This window comes from Streptomyces sp. NPDC088745 (assembly GCF_044751045.1).
GTDB classification, from domain to species: domain Bacteria; phylum Actinomycetota; class Actinomycetes; order Streptomycetales; family Streptomycetaceae; genus Streptomyces; species Streptomyces cremeus.
In genome coordinates this window covers 30,963-48,873 of sequence record NZ_JBIVLB010000027.1, presented here as the reverse complement: position 1 = coordinate 48,873, position 17,911 = coordinate 30,963, and the positions used below count along the sequence as shown (strand labels likewise).

The 17,911-nt window shown below is 70.9% G+C and carries 13 protein-coding genes; 1 reads left to right on the top strand and 12 read right to left on the bottom strand.

Annotation, left to right across the window (positions count from 1 at the left end; translation table 11 throughout):
• Positions 1-116 precede the first annotated feature (116 nt).
• The 10 genes from ACIP93_RS37135 to ACIP93_RS37090 form a co-directional block, all read right to left on the bottom strand.
• Positions 117-515 carry a hypothetical protein gene (locus tag ACIP93_RS37135; protein WP_401766742.1) on the bottom strand — a complete coding sequence of 133 codons (399 nt, stop codon included), beginning with the start codon at positions 513-515 and terminating at the stop codon, positions 117-119.
• A gap of 321 nt (positions 516-836) precedes the next feature.
• Positions 837-1,277: a hypothetical protein gene (locus tag ACIP93_RS37130; protein WP_401766739.1), complete on the bottom strand. Its 441-nt coding sequence runs from the start codon at positions 1,275-1,277 to the stop codon at positions 837-839.
• A 619-nt stretch (positions 1,278-1,896) separates the two neighbouring features.
• Complete coding sequence (locus ACIP93_RS37125; RefSeq protein ID WP_401766737.1) at positions 1,897-2,214, bottom strand: hypothetical protein; 318 nt, start codon at positions 2,212-2,214, stop codon at positions 1,897-1,899.
• A gap of 134 nt (positions 2,215-2,348) precedes the next feature.
• A complete protein-coding gene (locus tag ACIP93_RS37120) occupies positions 2,349-2,780 on the bottom strand; it encodes a hypothetical protein (protein WP_401766734.1) in 432 nt (143 codons plus the stop codon).
• Between the two features lie 35 nt (positions 2,781-2,815).
• The gene (locus ACIP93_RS37115; RefSeq protein WP_401766731.1) at positions 2,816-3,838 is read right to left on the bottom strand and encodes a hypothetical protein; all 1,023 of its coding nucleotides are present in this window, start codon (positions 3,836-3,838) and stop codon (positions 2,816-2,818) included.
• A 370-nt stretch (positions 3,839-4,208) separates the two neighbouring features.
• A complete protein-coding gene (locus ACIP93_RS37110) occupies positions 4,209-4,601 on the bottom strand; it encodes a hypothetical protein (protein WP_401766728.1) in 393 nt (130 codons plus the stop codon).
• Between the two features lie 120 nt (positions 4,602-4,721).
• Positions 4,722-5,003 (bottom strand): hypothetical protein, encoded by a 282-nt coding sequence (locus tag ACIP93_RS37105; protein WP_401766725.1) that lies wholly within the window; start codon positions 5,001-5,003, stop codon positions 4,722-4,724.
• Positions 5,000-5,818 (bottom strand): hypothetical protein, encoded by an 819-nt coding sequence (locus tag ACIP93_RS37100; RefSeq protein WP_401766723.1) that lies wholly within the window; start codon positions 5,816-5,818, stop codon positions 5,000-5,002. The genes ACIP93_RS37105 and ACIP93_RS37100 overlap by 4 nt, the downstream gene beginning before the upstream one ends.
• Positions 5,819-6,282: 464 nt before the next feature.
• Positions 6,283-6,972: a hypothetical protein gene (locus ACIP93_RS37095; protein WP_401766720.1), complete on the bottom strand. Its 690-nt coding sequence runs from the start codon at positions 6,970-6,972 to the stop codon at positions 6,283-6,285.
• 331 nt (positions 6,973-7,303) lie between these two features.
• Positions 7,304-7,603, bottom strand: coding sequence for a hypothetical protein (locus ACIP93_RS37090; RefSeq protein ID WP_401766717.1), 300 nt, complete (start codon positions 7,601-7,603; stop codon positions 7,304-7,306).
• Positions 7,604-8,047: 444 nt separating this feature from the next.
• On the opposite strand from ACIP93_RS37090, the gene ACIP93_RS37085 reads away from it, so the two are divergent.
• A complete protein-coding gene (locus ACIP93_RS37085; RefSeq protein WP_401766714.1) occupies positions 8,048-10,051 on the top strand; it encodes a hypothetical protein in 2,004 nt (667 codons plus the stop codon).
• Positions 10,052-10,134: 83 nt separating this feature from the next.
• Here the strand turns inward: ACIP93_RS37085 and ACIP93_RS37080 are convergent, their stop codons facing one another.
• Together ACIP93_RS37080 and ACIP93_RS37075 are read right to left on the bottom strand one after the other, a co-directional pair.
• Positions 10,135-15,606 (bottom strand): hypothetical protein, encoded by a 5,472-nt coding sequence (locus ACIP93_RS37080; protein WP_401766711.1) that lies wholly within the window; start codon positions 15,604-15,606, stop codon positions 10,135-10,137.
• A 407-nt stretch (positions 15,607-16,013) separates the two neighbouring features.
• Complete coding sequence (locus ACIP93_RS37075) at positions 16,014-17,762, bottom strand: hypothetical protein (protein WP_401766709.1); 1,749 nt, start codon at positions 17,760-17,762, stop codon at positions 16,014-16,016.
• Positions 17,763-17,911 lie beyond the last annotated feature (149 nt).

Below are 17,911 nucleotides of genomic sequence, written 5' to 3'. Positions count from 1 at the left end.
CCCGCCGCGCGCGGGCGCTCCCTCGGCGGGCGCCCCCGCCCCCCGGCGGGCCCCCCCCCGCCCCGGGGGGCCCCCCCCCCCCCCCGCCGCCCCCCCCCCCCCCCCGCGCCGGGAGGTCACGCCTGGGGCGTGAGAGAGAACCACTCACTGCCGATACCAGTAACGATCTCCAAGGCGGCCTGGTGCTGCGGAAGACCGGAGTCGCCATGGTGGTGCGGTCGGTGGACGCGGGTCGCTCGCACGGTGACGGGTTTGCCGTGGACGAGGGTCAGGTCACCGGGCTCCAGGTCCGGGTCGGAGGCGGGCTTAATGAGCTTGGCCAGCTGGATCGTCGTCTGATGGGCAAGGACCCAGTCGATCAGGTCGTCGAAGACGGTGTCGATCTCGCTGCGCTCGGAGTGGTGGCGCTCGTAGTGGTGCTTATCAGCGTCGTAGGCGACAGTGCCGCGCGCCGAGTCCAGCTTCTCGACGAGCTGGCTGATGTCGATGGTGCTGCCGGGCTTGGGGCGGTTCATCGGTTCGTACTCCCTGCGGTGCGGGCCGGGGAAGTGCTGGGGTCTTCCCTTGTCGGTGGCCGCAGTGAACCGCTCCGGGTCGGTGAGCAGCGAGGATCCGCGAGTTCGTGCGGATGGCGGCGGCGGAGGCCTGCGTCAGCCGCCGTACCGTTGGGACAGGAAGCGGATGAGCCGCTGGTCCATAGCGCCGCGGTCCGGGCTGTGTCGACTGCCTGGACCCTTCACACCCATTTCGACTCTCGCAGTGTTCACCTGTCTCGCCGCGGCCTGCCGGCGGTCCGCTGGTTCTCGGAGCAGGGCGGTACTCGTTCACGAGTCTGGTTATGGTTTCGCTGCGCCGGTGAGAATCTCGTCGGCGTACGTAGCGCCGGGCGCCGGTACGAACTGCTCACCACCGAAGGCGACCCGCGCGCCGATCGTGAACTTCCTGGCGTCATCGGGAACCTGATCGTTCAGGCTCTCCCAGACGAGGAGCCGCCAGTTCCTCCTCTTCGCCTCTGCCAGGAGCCAGATGATGGCTGTGTCGAGGCCGAGCTGGGCGTAGCGGGGGCTGTCCGTGAGGTCCTCACTCTGGTGATCGTAGAAGGTCTCAATGGTGCCCAGTGGCGTGGCCTCGTCAGGGTGCTCGCGCTGAGTCAGCAGGTTGATCGTCCACTGTCCGCCGTAGCGGTTCCCGATCACGAGAAGGACAGCGATGTGGTTCTCGTTGAACTCGGAGTCCGGGACCGCCAGTGGCTTGGTGGCTTCGTAGTGGAGGGGCATGGGAGTCATCCTCTCGGATTCAAGGGGCGCATAGTGATCATTCGTGAGAGGTCCGGCTTGGAGTAGGCCGGACCAGAGACAAGCGACGGGGGCGGCGCCGGCCGGGTGGGGCACGGCGGAGCCCGCGAACCTGCCGTGCCGCGCCGGTGCTGGCAGCCCGCGTACGCAGCAGGCATGGGGCGCTGCGGTCATGAGCGGGTCCGGTCAGGCAGGCGAGCGTGGCACCATGCGCAGCGAGTGGCACTCGAATGTCGGAGGGGCCAGTGTCGGCCGTTGCTGGTGCTTGGGCAGCGGCGGGTGACGCGCAGCACGTCAAGCGCTTCCACCGCAGGCCCGATCAGCCGACAGTTGTGGCTGAGCTCATGGCCTGCCAGCCCGGCGATCCGGCGGGCATGCTCGGCCAGGGTGTCTCGCTCACGCCGGACCAGAGCTAGCTCCTCCGTCATCGCCCGGACTAGATCAGCGGCAGACGTCTGCCCCAGCCTGTCCAGGTGCTCGGCCAAACCGAGTGGATCAAGCGGCGCGGTCACGTCGCCCGTCTCAGGGTCTTTGCGTCCCTGCGGACGTTCGGTCATCGCAGGCGGCCTCTGGGGAACGGCGAACTCCTGCTCCGTGCGGCTCACGAGCCGCACCCCGGCCCGCAGCGGTGACGGCCAATGCCGCGCCACCACCCCCAGTACAGGCGTCCCACCCGCATCCTCACCATCTGCGCAACCCGGGCCGGGCCGTGGATGCCGAGAAGGAATTCCATCGTGACCCCGGCCTCCTCGGCGATACAGGCGAGGTCGGTCGTGCTGGGCGTGAGCGTGCCGTTGCACAAGGCCGGCAGCTCCTCGTACTGGAGCGGGCGTCCTTGGGACGCTCGTTCGATGGCGAGTGCCCGAATCCGGTCGAGGATCGCCTCCTCGCTGCGGGCGACAGACGCGATGCGCTTCATGGGGTGTGGGTGTCTCCTTGACTCATGGCGGGCTGAGAGGTCAAGGAGACCTGGTGTTGCCCGGGTACGTCACGTGCTGGCGAATCCCGGGTTCATGCAGCCGTACTAGGCCCACCGGTCCCGCCTCCGCGGGATCACTCGGCGTCGTCAGCCAGCCGCCACAGCGGACAGTCAGTGATCATCGGCGTGGCGGCTCCGACTGCACAGCCCTCGGGGACTTCGGGACAGTTGCAGTACGGATCACCCCAGCAGCCGCCCGCAGCCTCACCCGGCTCGTGGTGCTCGCACGTCTTGCAGGACCGCACTTCGGGATTGCTCCAGCAGCGGGCGACGTGCGCGGTCGCGGCGGGCCTCTTGGCCCAGGTACGGCGGCAGTACGGGCACTGGTGGCGTACGACGGTGACCGGGATGGTCACGGCAGTCGGAAGGCGAGCCGCTCGCAGTGCGGAGCGCTCCTCGTCGGCGGCCTCCAGTAGTACGCGGACGAGCCAGTCGACGTATGGGGCGGCGGTGAGCAATTCAGGGAACGGTCTACGACCGGTAGGGGAGCCGTCGGTGTGGTCCACGGGGAAGCCTTCCTTCTCATGTGCAGGCTGCTGCTTCATCGGCCGTGGCCGCCGTCGAAGCTGCTGAGGGCGATGGTTTGCGCCTGTACCAACAGGGCGCGGCAGTCTTCGCCGCTGGAGCCGACAGTGATCGGGGCGCCAACTGCTGTGACCAGCTCCCACCCCTCACGGGTAGGGCGAAGGATCAAGCAAGGCTCGCGGCGGGCCCCGAAGCGCAGCTCGGTGCACGGCGGTATGACCTGGATGTTCATGTCCGGGAACATGCGGTCCGTGCGGGTCGCTGGCCGTACGGCATTGCCGATGGAGTTGAAGGACCTGGCCAGGGCCGGGGTCCCTTCATGGGGGGTCAGCGAGACGTTCCACGCGATGTTGCAGGTGCGGACGGGGTGGCGGGGGTTGGTGGTCGGAGGGTGGTCGGGGCACCACAGCTGAGGAGAAAGACTCTGGAGCCATGCAGTCATCACTCGCCGGGCGTATCGATTGGACGGGCGGTTGTGGCCGCGCAGCCACCAGCGAAGAACGCCGGCAGGACCGTCTTCGGCCAGCGCGTCGACTATCTGCTGGTGAACGATTCGCTCCTCCAGCAACTCGACTTCTGCCTTGCGACGGCTCCTAAGACGCTCGGCGGCGGCTAGCCGGGCGCGAGCCGCCACCCACTCGTTCCCCAACTGCCCCACGGTGTGCGCGCACGAGTCAGGCTCTTCGAGCTGCGCGACCGCGGCACCGATGCTCTCCGCCAAGGCGCCGCGTACTTTCTGGGGCACGTCGGGGCGGGCGGCGATGTGGATCCGGAAGTCCGGGCTGTTCAGCGTCTCGGAAAGCGGCTCTAGGCCGTCAGCGCCGAGATCGACGGCCCACTGGGAGATGTCGGCCGCCTTGTTGATGAGGTTATGGATCTTCTGCTGCGCCTGACGGAACTCCTCCTGATTGAGCGCTGCCCAGCGGAGGTTGCCCTCCATCTGCTCGCCGACGCCCATGAAGTCGGGATCCTGGATGAGGGCGCGCTGGCGGGCAGCCTCGGCGCGGAGGTCGTCATCGGTGTAAGGGGTGGTGCTCATGGACGCCTTCCTTGAGGAGAGACCGACGGTTGCTGCGGTCGTGGTCACTGAAGCCGACCGCAGCCGTAGCGTCGCCTGGCCGCGAATCTGGTCGGCCGGGTGCGGTCGGCGGCGGGCAGGAGCAAGCGGGTACGGCCCTTGTCGGCGCGGCACTGTGTCAGGGACATTGGTGGCCGCCGTGAGCCTGCTGCAGGGAGCGGACAGCCGTCCCTGAGTGGGGGGCAGGGTCGTGTGGCACCTTGTCGCCTCGACGAGGGGACGTGGCCAGTCGACTGCCGCCGCGGTGAACTCGGGATTGCGTGCGGACGTTGGGCGCTCCAGGGCCCCGGACGTGGACTCTGTAGGACCTGGAGCGCCGAGCTGTAGAGGACTACAGCGAGGGCGTCGGGACGATGTCGTAGCGGTGGGCGAGCTTGTCGGTTACCTCGCGGGCGCACCGGACGGCGTCGGCCACTGCGTCGATGTCGCCCGGTGCGCCGTCGACCAGGGTGGTGAGGTAGTCGCCGGTGGCGTCGTGCAGGTGCGCGGACCAGGGTTCACGGTGCTCAGTGGCGGGGCGGTCGGCACGCTCGCCGGCGTACATCAGGACATGCGGGCCGTCGTAGGCGGCTTCCTCGTCGTCGGGGGCGCCGGGACGTGCGGCCATGATCAGGAAGGTCATCCCTCCCTCGGTGCCAGGGAAGGCGTAGCGGCCGACGGCAGCCAGGGCTGCGCGCAGCAGTTCGCCTTCGGTGGGCGGGCTCTGGTGGGGCAGTTCATTCATCGTGTCTCCGCTCCGCGGGTGGTGAGCGCCGGCGGGGCCTTGGTGTATCGCCGGCGGGACGGCCGCAGTGAATAGGGCGGGGTGCGGAAAGGGCGACGATAGGCGAATCCTGCGGGCGGGCTAGGCGATGCCGTTCTTGGAGACCGTGTAGCGGAAGCCGCAGGCCGAGATGATGACGAACTCGATCCCGCGCGGCGAGGTGTACGGGACCCAGGTTGCGTGCTCGTCCTTCACCAGTCCGAGGGCGTCCCTGAAGACGACGTCCTGGGCCCAGGGAGGCATCTCCTCGAGCGGCTTGCCCTCCTGCGCGGATTCAGAGGGCTTGTGCCCGCCCTGGCGCTTCGCCGTGGAGGGGACGGGTCCGGTTGTGGGAGCTGCGGCTCCGGCGGTCAGAGGGTTCATTCGGCGGCTTCCTGCTTCTGCGGGTCGGTAATGGGGGAGAGGAGGGCGCGCATTTCGCGCACGTACCGGACGCGGTGCTCGTTCCACCGGTGCCGTGCCGCGACGTTCTTGAGCGTGTCGTCGTCCCAGCCGATGAGGACGGCCCACAGGTAGGCGTCGTGCCGGTCGGCGGACCAGTCACGGGTGTCACCGACGCCCACTCGCATCATGTTGCAGATGGCGTTAACGGCCCGTGCGATCCCGCCGAGGGTATTCCGGTGCCAGTCCCAGGCCTTGTACATGGCCTGCGCTGCCTCGCGGGTCTCGGCTCGGTCGTGCTCGGTGTCCTCCAGGGCCTCGTAAAGCTCCGCCAGGCTGGCCTCCGTGTGCTCGTCCAGCGACAGCCGACCGGGTTCAGCGAGCGTCGCAGGCACAGTGAGCTCCCCGGCTGCGAGCAGGAGGTGTTCCTCCCACAGCGGCCGCAGGAGACCACCGTAGGTCTGGGAGCGGGACATCCAGCCGCAGGCGCAGGCGACCATCCAGCGGCCGTTGGGCACGTCGACGGTGCGGGGCAGGTGCTCGGTGACGATGCCGACATGATCTGGGCAGAGGGAACCGGTCGAGGGACCGCGGGTGACCTGACGCCAGCCGGCGCCGGACCAGGAAGGCCGGGCTGGTTCCCGCCCGTCCATGCGGGCCGCCATGTCGAACTCCCGGAGACATCCCGGGTAGAGGCACTGGCGGAGAGACGGCTGGTTGCGGAACGCCGTGGCCTGGGCGATGAGATCGGCCAGCTGCTCCTCAGTGAGCGTGGCCAGGGTCGGCTGGTCGGTCACGGGCTGTTCCTCTCAGGGTGGGGCGGGGTGACAGGAGCAGCTAACTGCGAACTGGGGATGCGGGCAGTCGTGCGGCGAATTTGCGTGTGCCGCCACGGCTCTCAGCACGGCCTGGCTCAGCCGCTGGAAGGTGTCAGCGGTCGGCGACACGCGGCATTCAGTGCAGAGCCCTCAGCGGACTGTGTCCAAGGGACGGTGCGGGCTCGATGAGTCTGCCGCAGGGAGCGGACAGCGGTGGGGCAGCAGGTCCATGCCTCCGCGGCCGGTCCAACGACGGCTGTGATCGGACCGCCGGTGCCCGGTTGCCGAGGAGGTCTCCGCCTTCACCTGCGTCAGCCGGAAAGGGAAGGGAAACCGGCCGAGGCCCGGTCCCGGCCGGCGGGCCACGACGGTGCGTTGCTGCGGGCCGGGGCCCAGCGGTGTTCTATCCAACCGCTGAGCCCCGACGTCGCCTGGCTGTCCTGCTACGCGTGCGGGGCGTCCCCCTGCTCGATGCCAAGGGCCTGGGCGACTGCCTTGAACACCTCGGGGTCGGAGGGCGGCCGAAGGGAGTCGTTCTGCCAGTCGAGGTCGACGATGACCGAACGGTAGGGACCGGAGAGCAACTCGCTGGCGAGCAGACCGAGCGGGAGAGGGAGCCGCTCGCCCGCTTCGGCGAACAGCCCGGCGAGCTCGGCCGCCCCCGTACAGGTCTTGTCCGCGCCGCCGCGCCGGAAGTACTTCTCGCCCAGGTGCTGGCGCGCCACGGCTTCAAGCTCCGCGTACTGAGGACTGGCAGTGTGCGGAGCGGTCAGGGCGCGTGCCTGCTGCGGGGTCATGCCAGTGGCCGCTACGAGCGCCTTCACCGCGGCGTCGGACAGGCCGTCGGCGAGCTGGTCCAAGCGCTCAGTCGCTGAGGCACCGGGCTCCAGACCGAGGAGCTCCATAGCCCGGTGCCGTTGGACTCCGGCGGCAACAGCGACGCGCTTCACGTACTCCTCCAGGCGCTCACCGGGCCGGGGCAGGGGAGCGCCAGCGATCCGGGCGGGAAGGCCGGGGCATGGGCCGGAGCGGGCGGCGATGGCGGCGCGGGCCTGGGCCAGGGTGATGCCAGGATGGGCCCGCTTGTACGCGCGTACGGCACGGTCTTGCTCACGGCGGCGGGGGTCGGTCATGAGGTCTCGTCCTTGTCCGGCCTGCTGCCCCACACGCGCCGGCCGTCCAGGAGGAGAGCATGACGAGTCGACTTGCGCGAGTCTCAGACGTCTGCGGTCCCCGTCGACGGTGTGGGCGTCGAGGTCGGTGTGGACCAGGCGTGGCGCGGTTGCCCATTCCTGCGCCCGTCATCGTAGCGGTGAGTCCAGCTCTCAAGGCAAGCTCACGGGAGGCTCCCGCTTCGGCACGGCCGATCGGTTCCCGGACAGTGTTCACCGTACGCGCCGCACCGCCCCAGGCGCGCTCCGGACTGCGACCCCTGGGCAGGTCAGATTGGGGCGGGAGGTACCCCTAGCTCGCCAGCTTGCCGGTGACGACCATGCGGCCGTCACGGGCGAAATGGTCCTCCACGGTGAAGCGCTGCTCCAGGTGCTTCCGGACGGCGTTCAGCTTCTCCTGCCGGAGCGAGCCGTCAGAACCCCATGCTGCGTGGCTCTCGACGTAGTCGACGATCACGCCGAGCGTCTGTGAGGTGCGGACCTGGATGCCTTCCGTCCAGCGCTGCCCAGAGCGGCGCCCGGTGGACGTCCGGCTGAGGCTGAACTCCTTGCCGAGGTAGCGGCGGACGGTGGAGTAGGTGGCCTCGGTCATGATCGATTCCTCGTTCGTCTCGGCGGGCGTTCAGCTCGGCGTGCATGGGCGGGTTGACGTGGAACATCTGACCGCAAGCGGGCGATGCGGACGTCTGTGCGGCGAATTCCGCAGGTCCACTGACGTCCAGCGGGCCTTCTGCTGGACGTTGGTGCACCTGACAGCGGGGCACGTCTGATCGAGTTCGTATACCGCGCTCGCGGTTCCGCCCCTCTCAGGAGTGTTGAGCCGGTGGTCGGTGATGAGGTGCTGCGGACGGTCCGTCGGGAGCGGGCGCTATGGTGTCCCCCGGGCAGAGACTGCTGCCTTCGTCCGCACCGCGTGGCCCGGACTCACAGGTGCACCAGCGGCGAGAAGAGACGAATCGTCACGTCAGTTGCACAGCCTTCACTGCGTCTGCCGGTACGCCGGTCCGGGGAGTCGTGCCGCGGAACGGATGCCCTTATGTCCAGGGACAGCAGCAACATCCTGCTGCGACAGCAGTACACCGGCGAGCCCCGCCAGGCTGCCCAACGCTTTTACCAGGCCCGGGGCCTGTACTTCGGCCTCGTACCCGACACCACCGACCCCGCCCAGCAGCTCCTCGAAGCCGCCCTCGTCCGGACCCTGGCCCGGCCCCACCCGCAGGTGCCCGCACCCGCGGCCGCGGGCACCTTCTTCGGGCTGCGCGGGGTCTCCCCGGACCTCGACACGCTCGTGCTGTGGCCCCACCCCGACCATCTGCCCCCGCTACTGGGCCGCATCCTGCCGGTCCGCACGGACAGCGGGATCGCCGGCGTCCCGGGACTGCGGGCCCGCCCCCATCCCAGCCGCACCGACACCCTGCTCCTGGCCCGCCCCGGCCACCGTGCCCACCTCATCCTGCGCGCCCGACCAGCCACCCTGCAGCAGGCCGAGGACCACATCCTGGCCGCCGGCCTCGAACCGCTGTGGTCCGCGCGCACCCCGCAGCCCGGCGAACGGCAGGCATGGGACCACCTCGCCGGCACGCTGCCGCCGGATGAGGCAGCTCTGTGGAGCCGCGCTCTGCGCCGGGCCGGCCTGCACACCGCCCAGACGCCGGACTGGTCCCGGAACGCGCCCGAGCCCGGGCAACTGGAGGGCCCCAAAGCCCAGCGCATCGCCGCCCGCCCTGTCGGCCCGGCAGGAGGCCCGGCCCGGGGCATCGTCGCGGTGACCAGCTCCCGCGGGCAGGGCGGACTTGGCTGCACCACCACCGCGCTCGCTCTGGGCGGAGCCCTGGCACGCACCGGCGCCACGGTCGCCTACCTCGGCGCCGACGACCCGAACGGGCTCCACCGGATCCTGAAGACTCCGCCGCAGCCGGGGCAGTGGCACGACCTGCTCCCCGGTCTGCCGGGCCCGGGCACCCTGCGCGGCATGATTCTCTCCCCGAGCGCGCCCAACGCCCCGGCTCTGCTCGCCGACGCAGCCCGCGGGCACGACACCGTGGTTCTCGATGCCGGCAACGTCTTCCAACTGCGGCACTTGGCCGGACACGCGGACGCGGCCGTCGTCCTCACCGACCTCGACCCCGAAGTGTGGGGAAGCACCGAGATCCTCGACCGGCGCCCCGCCTGGGTGCAGATGTGGGACTGGCTCAACCGCCGCTACCTCACCGCCCGGGCCCGCGACCCGCGCTCTCAGCTGCTGAACTTCCTGGACGAGACGTTCGAGACGTACGTCTGGGACCGGGTTTCGGAGGGCCACCCCGACGTCTACGACGCCGACGACCCCGAGGGCACCGCCGCCTGGTGGGACGACTTCCAGCCCGACTTCGACGACCAGGGCGACGAGCCGCTGCCGCTGCCGGAAGATCTCGACGCCGAGACCTTGGAACTCTGGCGCCAGGAGTTCCTGGCCTTCCTCACCCGCGAAGGGGCCATCCGCCACCCGGACACCTGGGATGCCGTGGCCGCCGTGTGGGTCCACCACAACCGCAACCTCGACCTCCCGGGCGGCGGGGACGAAGAAGCGCTCACCGAGACGGTCCTGCGTGAGGCCGCCCCCACCGCCACCGCCCGCTGGGGCGAGCAGACGTGGCAGGAACACCACCCCCGGTGGGCAGCGGCCGACGCCCGCACCCGCAAGGACAGCCTCACCCCCTGGCGGCACCTGATCGAGGAGACGACCCACCCCGCCGACCCGGCCGCCACGGCCCGGTTCCTGCTCGCCCACCTGGACGCACCCGAGAACACCCCCATCGCGCTCGCGGTCGCGCACGTCGACAACGCCCTCGCCGACGAGCAGCACCACCTCGCCGACGTCCGCGACGCCCTGCGCGCCGAGGGCATCCCCGCGCTCACCGTCCTGCCGGAGCTGCCTGAGCACGCCGAACGGGAAGACGACCTGCACGCCCTGACACGCCCCTCGGTCCAGGAAGCCGCCGCCGCCAACCAGCTGGCCCGGCTGGTGGCCGATCTGCTCGCGACCCGAACACCCTCCTGAGCACGCTCCGTATCCCCCGTCGGGCAGTCCCGACGGGGGATACGGAGCGTGCTGACGGACCAACCCCGCACACACCCACAGCCTCAGCTCGTCGCCGGCCCGCAGTGCGAGGAGGGCGGCAGCAGATCTGCCTGCCCGCCAACGTAGCGGCGGCTGCCCGCGTGCACGGGAGACTCCACCTCGATCTGCGGACGGGCTCGGGCTGGTGCCGGGCCACGCGGGGTCTGCTCGCCCTCCGAGGCCTCGACGAACGCATCTCCGCGCCGGTCTTTGGCCACCGATTCCCCCGCTTCCGGCGTGGCTAGCTTCGTGTTCAGGACCGCCTTGGCTCCGGGGTACTGCTCGCGGAGGTAGGCCAGCAGGAGCGGCAGCCATCCGCCCCGGTTTCGCTTGATCCCGAAGAGGTGGCCGACGGTTTCCCCGAAGACCGCGGCCGAGACGACAGGGGCCACGACGTCCGCGAACTGCTGGCAGATGCTCGTCCGTGAGCCCTCGGCGAGGGCCGCGTACTCCCTGGGGAGGGTAACCAGGGCAGCCACCTGCTCAAGGGTGAACCGGCCACCCTTGTGTCCGACGTCCACTGACCGGATACGCGAGGTGACGCCTGGAATCACGCGGCCCATGATGAACGCGTTGCCTCCGCTGGTCTTGCGCGCGCCCCGGGTAATCACCTCCAGATCAGCGGGAAGCCCTGTCGCCTGGTCGGCGGTGATCGTGATCTGAGGTGCCGCCGGACCGGAGTTGTAGCGGCCGAACGTCGCCATCATGAACGCCCGGCGGCGCCTTGACGGCGACCCGTACGCGGCGGCGTCGATCTCTTCCCATGTCACCGACACCGCGGCGCCGAGTTCACTCTCCCCGGCGCAGTACAGCTCTTCGGTGATCGTGTCGCGGATTTCCTGCGGGAGCTGGTTGGACTGCTCGAAGAGAATCGTGTGTAGCGGCGCTCCGCTGTGCTTGAGTGCGAGGGCCCAGATCATCGGTTCGAGCATGAGTCCGGCCGTTTCAGCGCCGGGCATGTCGGCGACGAGTGAGCGGATCTCGTCCCAGGTGGCGCCCGAGCGGGGGCCGAAGTGGTCGTAGGCCTCCGGCCCGCACTCGCACTCGTCGTCGGTGAGGCACGTGCAGCCGGGGCCGTCCACGATGTAGTTCCCGACGGCTGCCCCGGCCTGCTCGATGGCGTCGGCCAGAGCGGCGACGTTCTCGGGCAGCCGCCCGGCGCGCTTCCCGGCGTTGGTGAAGTCGATGCACGGCGAGGACCCGATCAGGATCTGCGTGTGCCGGAACACGAAGTGCTCCGGGTCGATGCTGCGCACGTCCGCGCAGACGGCGTGGCAGCCAGCCCGCGTCGCCGTGGCCGTGGCATCGCGGCTGACGTCGATGCACAGCATGTCGACCTTGGCCCCGAGGATGCGGCGGATCCCAACGCACCAGCCTCCACAACCACCGAACAGATTCACCGCACGGGGGGCGTCACCCTCTGCGGGGGCGAAGAGCCATCGCACCGGGCCTGGCCCGGCGAGCCTCACCAGGTCGGCTGTGTCCTCCCCAGACGCGTGCGCGGCGACGAAGTCGGCGTACGTCCAGCCGTCCAGGTCGTCGTACGTGAGCGGCGTACGGCCAGAGGCGCTGAAGGTGTCCGGCACCCGCACCGGGACCGGCTCCTGGACCTGCGGTGCGGCGCCACCGCCGCCTGCCGCCGGGACCTCCGGCTGGGCAGCGGGCGGGGCGGCAGTCTCGTTGTCGGGCTGCGGGGGCTGGGTGGGGTACACCCGGCCGTCAGCGCTGCGGTGGAGGGTTCCGGCCTCGATCAGCGGCAGTACCCGGCGGACGTTGACCTTGCGGCCGGCGTGGCGGAAGCCGTCACCGTTCTGCCACAGCAGGCCCGCCCCGGCCCACTCGATCACCTCGGCCTCCGTGCCCGGCTTGGCGGTCTGCACGAACTCGCGCGAGGCCCACAGCTCTGCCGGTTCCTCCGGCCCTTGTTCGGCCTGATCGAGCAGGGCGAGTGTCGCCGTGCCTGCCTTGATGGCGGCGGCCAGGTCGAGCTGGTACACCCCGTACCGCTCATTTACCGTCGTGCACAGGGCGTGCCAGGTCTCGGCCGTGGCATCGGTGAGGTTCGCGGCGGCCGCAGACAGCGCATTGCCAGCCGTCGGCGTGATCGGCTTCTCCACGCCGTTGACGTTGTAGGTACGCGTCACGCGCCAGCCGCCTTTGCCCGCGTCAAGGCGCGCTGAGGTGGCCCCGGGACGGTGACGGGTGACCACGTGGCCGATGTACGCGGCCGACAGCGTCGCGGTCGCCTCCGCGTCCAAGCCGTCAGCGTTCAGCGCTTGCAGCACGGCCAGCTCATCAACCGTGGGGGTGGCGGCCCGTTCGGCCGCGGCCTTCTCCTCCGCGGCCCGCAGCGCGGCGGCCCGCTCGTTGGCGGCCTGCTCCGCGTCCGCTGAGGCCTGGGCCTTCTCCTGCTCCCCGGGCCAGGTTTCCCCGGCGGACAGCCACCGGTAGGGGGAGCTCTTCACGGGGGCGTGCCGGGTGTCCTTCTCCGGCTCCGTGACCGCGTTGATGCGCATCGCGTTCGACCACAGACGAAACGCGCGGGCTCCCTCGTCGGTGAGACCGAACGCGCGGGCCCCGGGGGCGATGGCGAGCACCTTCACGAACCCGGCCGCCCACAGGCGCGGAACCAGGGTCTTCCTGATCCTCTTGGAGACGTCGGCGCGGTCGGGGCTGATGTCGTAGGCGCTGAATCCGTCGGCGGTCTCGCGCACCTTGCCGTCACGTATCCACCCCAGCGTGCGCCACTGGCTGCGGGAGAAGTTCAGTGCCTGGGCAGCGTCGATGTCCTCCGGCGTCATCACGTCGGCGTCTTCCCGGGCGTGCGCGTCCAGGTGGGCGCGGGCGGCGTCGGCGGCATCCTGCTCGGTGGCGTAGACGTAGGCAGCGGCGATGTCGGCGACCGCGTCACCGAACTTGTTCAGCCCCATGGAGACGGGGCCATGCCGGTCGCACTCGGCCACCCATTGGGAGCCGATCAGGTCGAGAGCGACCGCCCGCGCGGGGGCGGGGGTGCAGTACGCCTTTCCGGCCTTGGGCAGGTCGTCACCCGCGGCCGCCCGGCCCTGGCCGGTCTCCTTGGGCGTAGCGACGGCGGCAGCGGGCGGCACCCACTCGGGAATCGTCTCGCCGCGTTCCATGGCCTCGGCGTGGGTACGGACGATGTCCCGGACGCTGGCCGCGTACGGCGCGTCGTTGATCACCGAGCAGACGCCGATGCGCGTGCCGTCCGGCGCGATGACCAACCAGGGCCAGTCCTCGCCGCCCTCCTTCGACACCACGTAGACCGCTCCGCGGACCACCGCTTCCCAGATACTCGGGCTGACCCGCGTCACCGTGACGCGCCGCCTGCCCGTGCCCATGACGATCTCCTGCGGACCGTGCTGCGACATGACGAGACCGTCATCGCGGCGGTCATCCTTCGCCGCCTGCCGCTCCTCGGCCTCCCGCTCGCTCCGAGCCCATGCGGCCGCCTGCTCCTGCCTGGCCTGCACATCCCGCTCCGCCTGCTCCGCCGCAAGTCGCTCCCGCGTGGCCTCCATCTCCTTGGCCCACTGCTCGACCTGCCGCATCTGCGCGGCGCGGCGGCGCTCCTCCTCCTGTCCGTACGGCAGGGGAGTAAGACGCCGGGCCTGGTCCCGGGCCGACTGCTTGCTGGTCCGGCCGGTGTGGTGAATACGCACCCGCGCCCAGTAGGCGGCCCGATGGTCTGCGTGCAGCAGGTCGGGTGCGGCGGTGCACCAACGGTGCGCGATAACGCCGTCGGGGGTGACCGTGACTGGGCCGCGGCGGCCGGCGCGGGGGACCGCGATGTAGCCGCCGGACGCCAGCAGCTCGACCAGGGCGGCCCGTACCCGGCGTCCCTGACCCTCACGGCGGCGGACGATCCCGGACGTGTCCGCGTGCAGGTCTCCCGCGTACGCGGCGGCCAGGACGTCGGCCAGCCCTGTGCACCAGCCCATACGCGGCAGTTCGGTTCGGGCGTTGCTCTCATCGAGCCACTGGTCCGCGCCGCTGTTCTCCATCTCCGAGTCAGCGGGTGCGGCGAGCGTGGTGCCAGCCGTTCGGCTGGCGTCGTTGGCCCGCTCCGGGGCGTTGGTGCCGTTCGGGCCGCACGCGGCGTCAGCCGTCGAGAAGTCCGTCGTGGAAGCCGCCGCTGTGTGGGGGGACGTGCTCCCGAGGTCCTCCTCGGCGGTCTGGCGGGAGTCAGCCTCGTCGGAGTGCTCCTCATCCTTGGTGGTGGACGCGGCGTTGAGCCGGGCGGAGAAGGCGTTCCGGCTCGCCCGGACCGCGGCAACCAGAGCGGCCCGGTCGGCGCGCGACTCAGCGGCCAGCGCGGCGGCCTCGTCCTGCGCCTTCTTGCCGCCGCCCTGCTCGCGCACAGCCGCGCGGGCTTCCCGCTTCGCGCGCTCGTCACCGTCAGCCGCGCCCTGAGCTATGAGCGCATCGGCCAACGCCTTGGACGGCCACGGCGCCCGCTCGCCGTTCTCCAGAGCCCGAGTGAGCATCTGCCCGCACAGCTCCGCCGCACGATCACCCCACTGCTGCCAGTGCAGAGCACACGTCTTGGGATCGCCCTTGGCCAGGTCGCGGGCGAGGTCGACCACATCCCGCCCGGCGGACCGGCTGCCGCCGTGGGCGTCGTCCAGGATCCGGCGGGAGAGGCAGCGGGCGCAGGCGACGAACCGGCCGAGCTCGCAGTCCTGGTCGTCGACGACCGCCACCCAGTAGCGGATCCCGGAGCGCTTCGCGCTGCACTTGCCGACGTACGGCGCGGACATCGCACAGTACGCGTCGACGTCGGCTTCCTTGTCGTCGTCGACACATACGGAGACGACGCGGAGACGGGAGTTCGCCACCCCCTCCAGGGCGGAGTTCCACACCTTCCACTCGGCCACGTAGCGCCGGTGGTCAGTCCCCTTACGCGCCCAGTCCTCACCCGTGCAGCCTTCGCGGCCGTCGGCGGCGGTCAGGTGCTCGAACCCCCAACGGCACTCGGCGACCAGGCCCACGGCGCCGAAGCGGCGGATCAGGAACACACCGGGCTCAAGCTCCACCCGGTCCGGAACGCACCCGAACGCCGGAGCCTGCGCCGTGTGCTGCCCGTACTTCGCCCACAGGGCGGTGAACCGAGCGCGGGTGGCGGAGTCGGTACGGATCCGGGCGAGCACCTTGGCAAGGGGGCGGTCCTCGATGTTGGCGGCCCACCAATACGACCCGTCAGCGTCGTGTCCGGCCTCCCACTGGCCCTCCTCCGGACGGCAGTAGGTGACGGGCCGGATCCGGAAGGAGTGCCCGGCCGCTGTCGTCAGCACCCAACCGGCGGCAGGCTTCGGCCCGTCCAGGAACGACACGGCCGCGATCGACTCGCCTTCCTGCAGCGCGGCCGCGAGCTGGCTGGCGGCGATGTCCCTGGCTGCAGCCTCGGGTCGTCCGGCATCGCCGCTGACGACAGACTTGTGCTGGCTGTCGACGGAGCTGGGGACGGTGTTCACTGGTATTCCTTCGTGGGCCGGGAGAGGCCACGCGGATGCGCGGCCGGGGCCACTGAAGCGGCGTGCGCCAGCGACGTCGCCTTCTCGCGAATTCCGGTATCGGCGCGCGCACAGCGGGTTCTCAACCGCGTGCTGGCAGGTGATGAGGGCACCCTCGACGACGGACAGCGGCCGACATGGGGCGAGGGGAGCGACCCAGACCGGTTGGTGGTTGGTCACCGCGCATGACTGCGGTCCGGCTGAACAGCGGGGCTCATGCATCGTGAGGAGGAGGTCTGCCCCACGCCCTGAGGCGTCCACGCGCCGGGCAGGGGGCAAGGACCCCTGCCCGGCGCGCGACGGTCAACACGAGGAGTTCGAGACCGTCACGCTCACCCGGCGCAGCGCGCCGCACCCCGACGTGACCCCTACCGGAGCACGTCCTTGCACCGGTCCTCCTCTGCCTTCGCGGCATCCGCGAAGGCACACCCGTACAAAGCCAGCGTCTCTTCACGCCCGGACTCGGCACGGACGGCGGCTTCCTCCATGCGCGCGCACTCGGCCACGAAGCCAGACAGAACACCCGCTGCGCGGTAGGTCTCGGCCGACTCCTCGTAGTGGCCGGCGTCCCGCTTCGCACGGTTCACGTCGTCGTACGCCCCTTCACAGGACCGGACGGCCGACCACACGTCCTCAGCGAGCGCGTCCCCCTCCCAGACCCGGTCCCGGCACGCCTGTGCCCGCTCCACGTCACCGGCGGCGAGCACCCCCGCCGCGTGCACACGCATGCGGGCCTGCGTCAGCCGCTCCACCGCCGCTTCCCACGCGGCCGCCGTTCGGCCGGACGCCGCCCGCTCGGTCCGGGCCTGGTCACGTCCGGCCAGCCCGGCACGGTCGGCTTTCGCACGCGCCTCCGCCCGCTCGCCGGCGTAGTGCGCGTCCCAGTGCAGGGCGTTCTCGAAGTCCCGAACGCCGTTGTACGCGGCCTGGGCGGTCTCGAGCGCCGCCCACTCGGCGCTCGCGTGCTCGGCGAGCCGGGTCGGCTCCCCGTAGCTGTTGTGCGGGTACTTGGCCCAGTTGGCCAGGTGCTTGCGGTCGTTTCCAGTACCGAATCCCCGGGGGTTCTTGCGGACGGCGGCCGCCGCCTTTCGCAGGTTCTCAGCGCTGCGTCCCTCGATACGGTCAGCCACGGCCAGCGTGAAAGCCACGGCAGCGGCGTCGACTCGGTCACCGGCGATCAGCGCGGCGGAGGTGTACCGCGAGGGGTAATACACCGACCGGCTGGAGCGCTTGGACTTTACCCAGGCGTCGTACTGCGCCACGAACGACAGCGAGGGATCGCCGTGCCCGGCGTGCGTGACACCGTCGTAGTCGGTGTGGCCGTCGAACCACGCACACCAGGCGCGCGAGGAGTCCTCGAACATCACGATCAGCCCGGCGTACCCGCGCGCCGACGGTTCGCGGCCTGCGTCGGCCAGCTGCTTGCGCCACTGGGCTTCCTGGGCGACCAGTCGCTCCTGTGCCTCCTCAATGATCGGAGCGGCGAGCGCCTCCCGCTCCGCGCGCGCTGCAGCGTCCGTGATCGCCTCCCCGGCTTCCTTGACGTGCTGCCCGGCCAGCACGATCGCACGCCGCCACGACGCACACCCCCGCGCGTCCTCGCCGTTCGTCTCGGCCAGCCATGCCCGCGCCGCCTTCACGGCGTTGGTGGCCGACCGCTCCGCCATCTTGGCCTCCGCGTAGGCGGCAGAGCCCAGCTCTACCGCCCGCGCGCCCGTCGGCGTGGAGCCGTCGAGGGCGTTGAACGTGTCCCGAGCATCACTCAGGGCAGCACTCACCTTCGCCACGGCGTCGTCCATCTGCCGGACCCACTCCGCGGCGTCGCGCCCCCACACCGTCCCGCCCGTGGCCTCCTGCTCACGCGAGACGACGCGTACAGCCTTGACGGCCTCGCGCACGGCCTTGAACCCGCCGGTCGAAGCGGACGCCACGAACTTGCCCGTCGCCTCGTTCCACGCGCACACGTGCTCGGTCTCCTCCACCCCGGCGCGCACCATCACGAGCCCGGAGAGCACCGCGGCGCGTACCCACAGGCGCCCGGTCCAGCGGCGCTCCACGCGTACGTCCCAGCCCAGTTGTTCGGCTTCACGCACCAGGGCGCTCGCATTCTTGGGCATGCCGTCCAGCGCGGCGGCCGCCGCGCCGGCCCCAAGGGCAGCGGCACATCCGCCGCAGCGCCCAGAGCGGACCTCCCTGCGCTGGCACGCCGGGCACGACTCGGCTGCAGTTTCCTCCCCGGCCGGGCCGCCGGCATCGTCGTGTCCGC

Excerpts from the sequence above, each read along its gene's own strand:
- ACIP93_RS37125 (WP_401766737.1), bottom strand. The coding sequence starts at position 2,214 with ATGAAGCGCATCGCGTCTGTCGCCCGCAGCGAGGAGGCGATCCTCGAC.
- ACIP93_RS37105 (WP_401766725.1), bottom strand. The coding sequence starts at position 5,003 with ATGAACCCTCTGACCGCCGGAGCCGCAGCTCCCACAACCGGACCCGTC.
- ACIP93_RS37090 (WP_401766717.1), bottom strand. The coding sequence starts at position 7,603 with ATGACCGAGGCCACCTACTCCACCGTCCGCCGCTACCTCGGCAAGGAG.
- ACIP93_RS37075 (WP_401766709.1), bottom strand. The coding sequence starts at position 17,762 with ATGCCCAAGAATGCGAGCGCCCTGGTGCGTGAAGCCGAACAACTGGGC.
- ACIP93_RS37095 (WP_401766720.1), bottom strand. The coding sequence starts at position 6,972 with ATGACCGACCCCCGCCGCCGTGAGCAAGACCGTGCCGTACGCGCGTAC.
- ACIP93_RS37110 (WP_401766728.1), bottom strand. The coding sequence starts at position 4,601 with ATGAATGAACTGCCCCACCAGAGCCCGCCCACCGAAGGCGAACTGCTG.
- ACIP93_RS37085 (WP_401766714.1), top strand. The coding sequence starts at position 8,048 with ATGTCCAGGGACAGCAGCAACATCCTGCTGCGACAGCAGTACACCGGC.
- ACIP93_RS37115 (WP_401766731.1), bottom strand. The coding sequence starts at position 3,838 with ATGAGCACCACCCCTTACACCGATGACGACCTCCGCGCCGAGGCTGCC.
- ACIP93_RS37135 (WP_401766742.1), bottom strand. The coding sequence starts at position 515 with ATGAACCGCCCCAAGCCCGGCAGCACCATCGACATCAGCCAGCTCGTC.
- ACIP93_RS37130 (WP_401766739.1), bottom strand. The coding sequence starts at position 1,277 with ATGCCCCTCCACTACGAAGCCACCAAGCCACTGGCGGTCCCGGACTCC.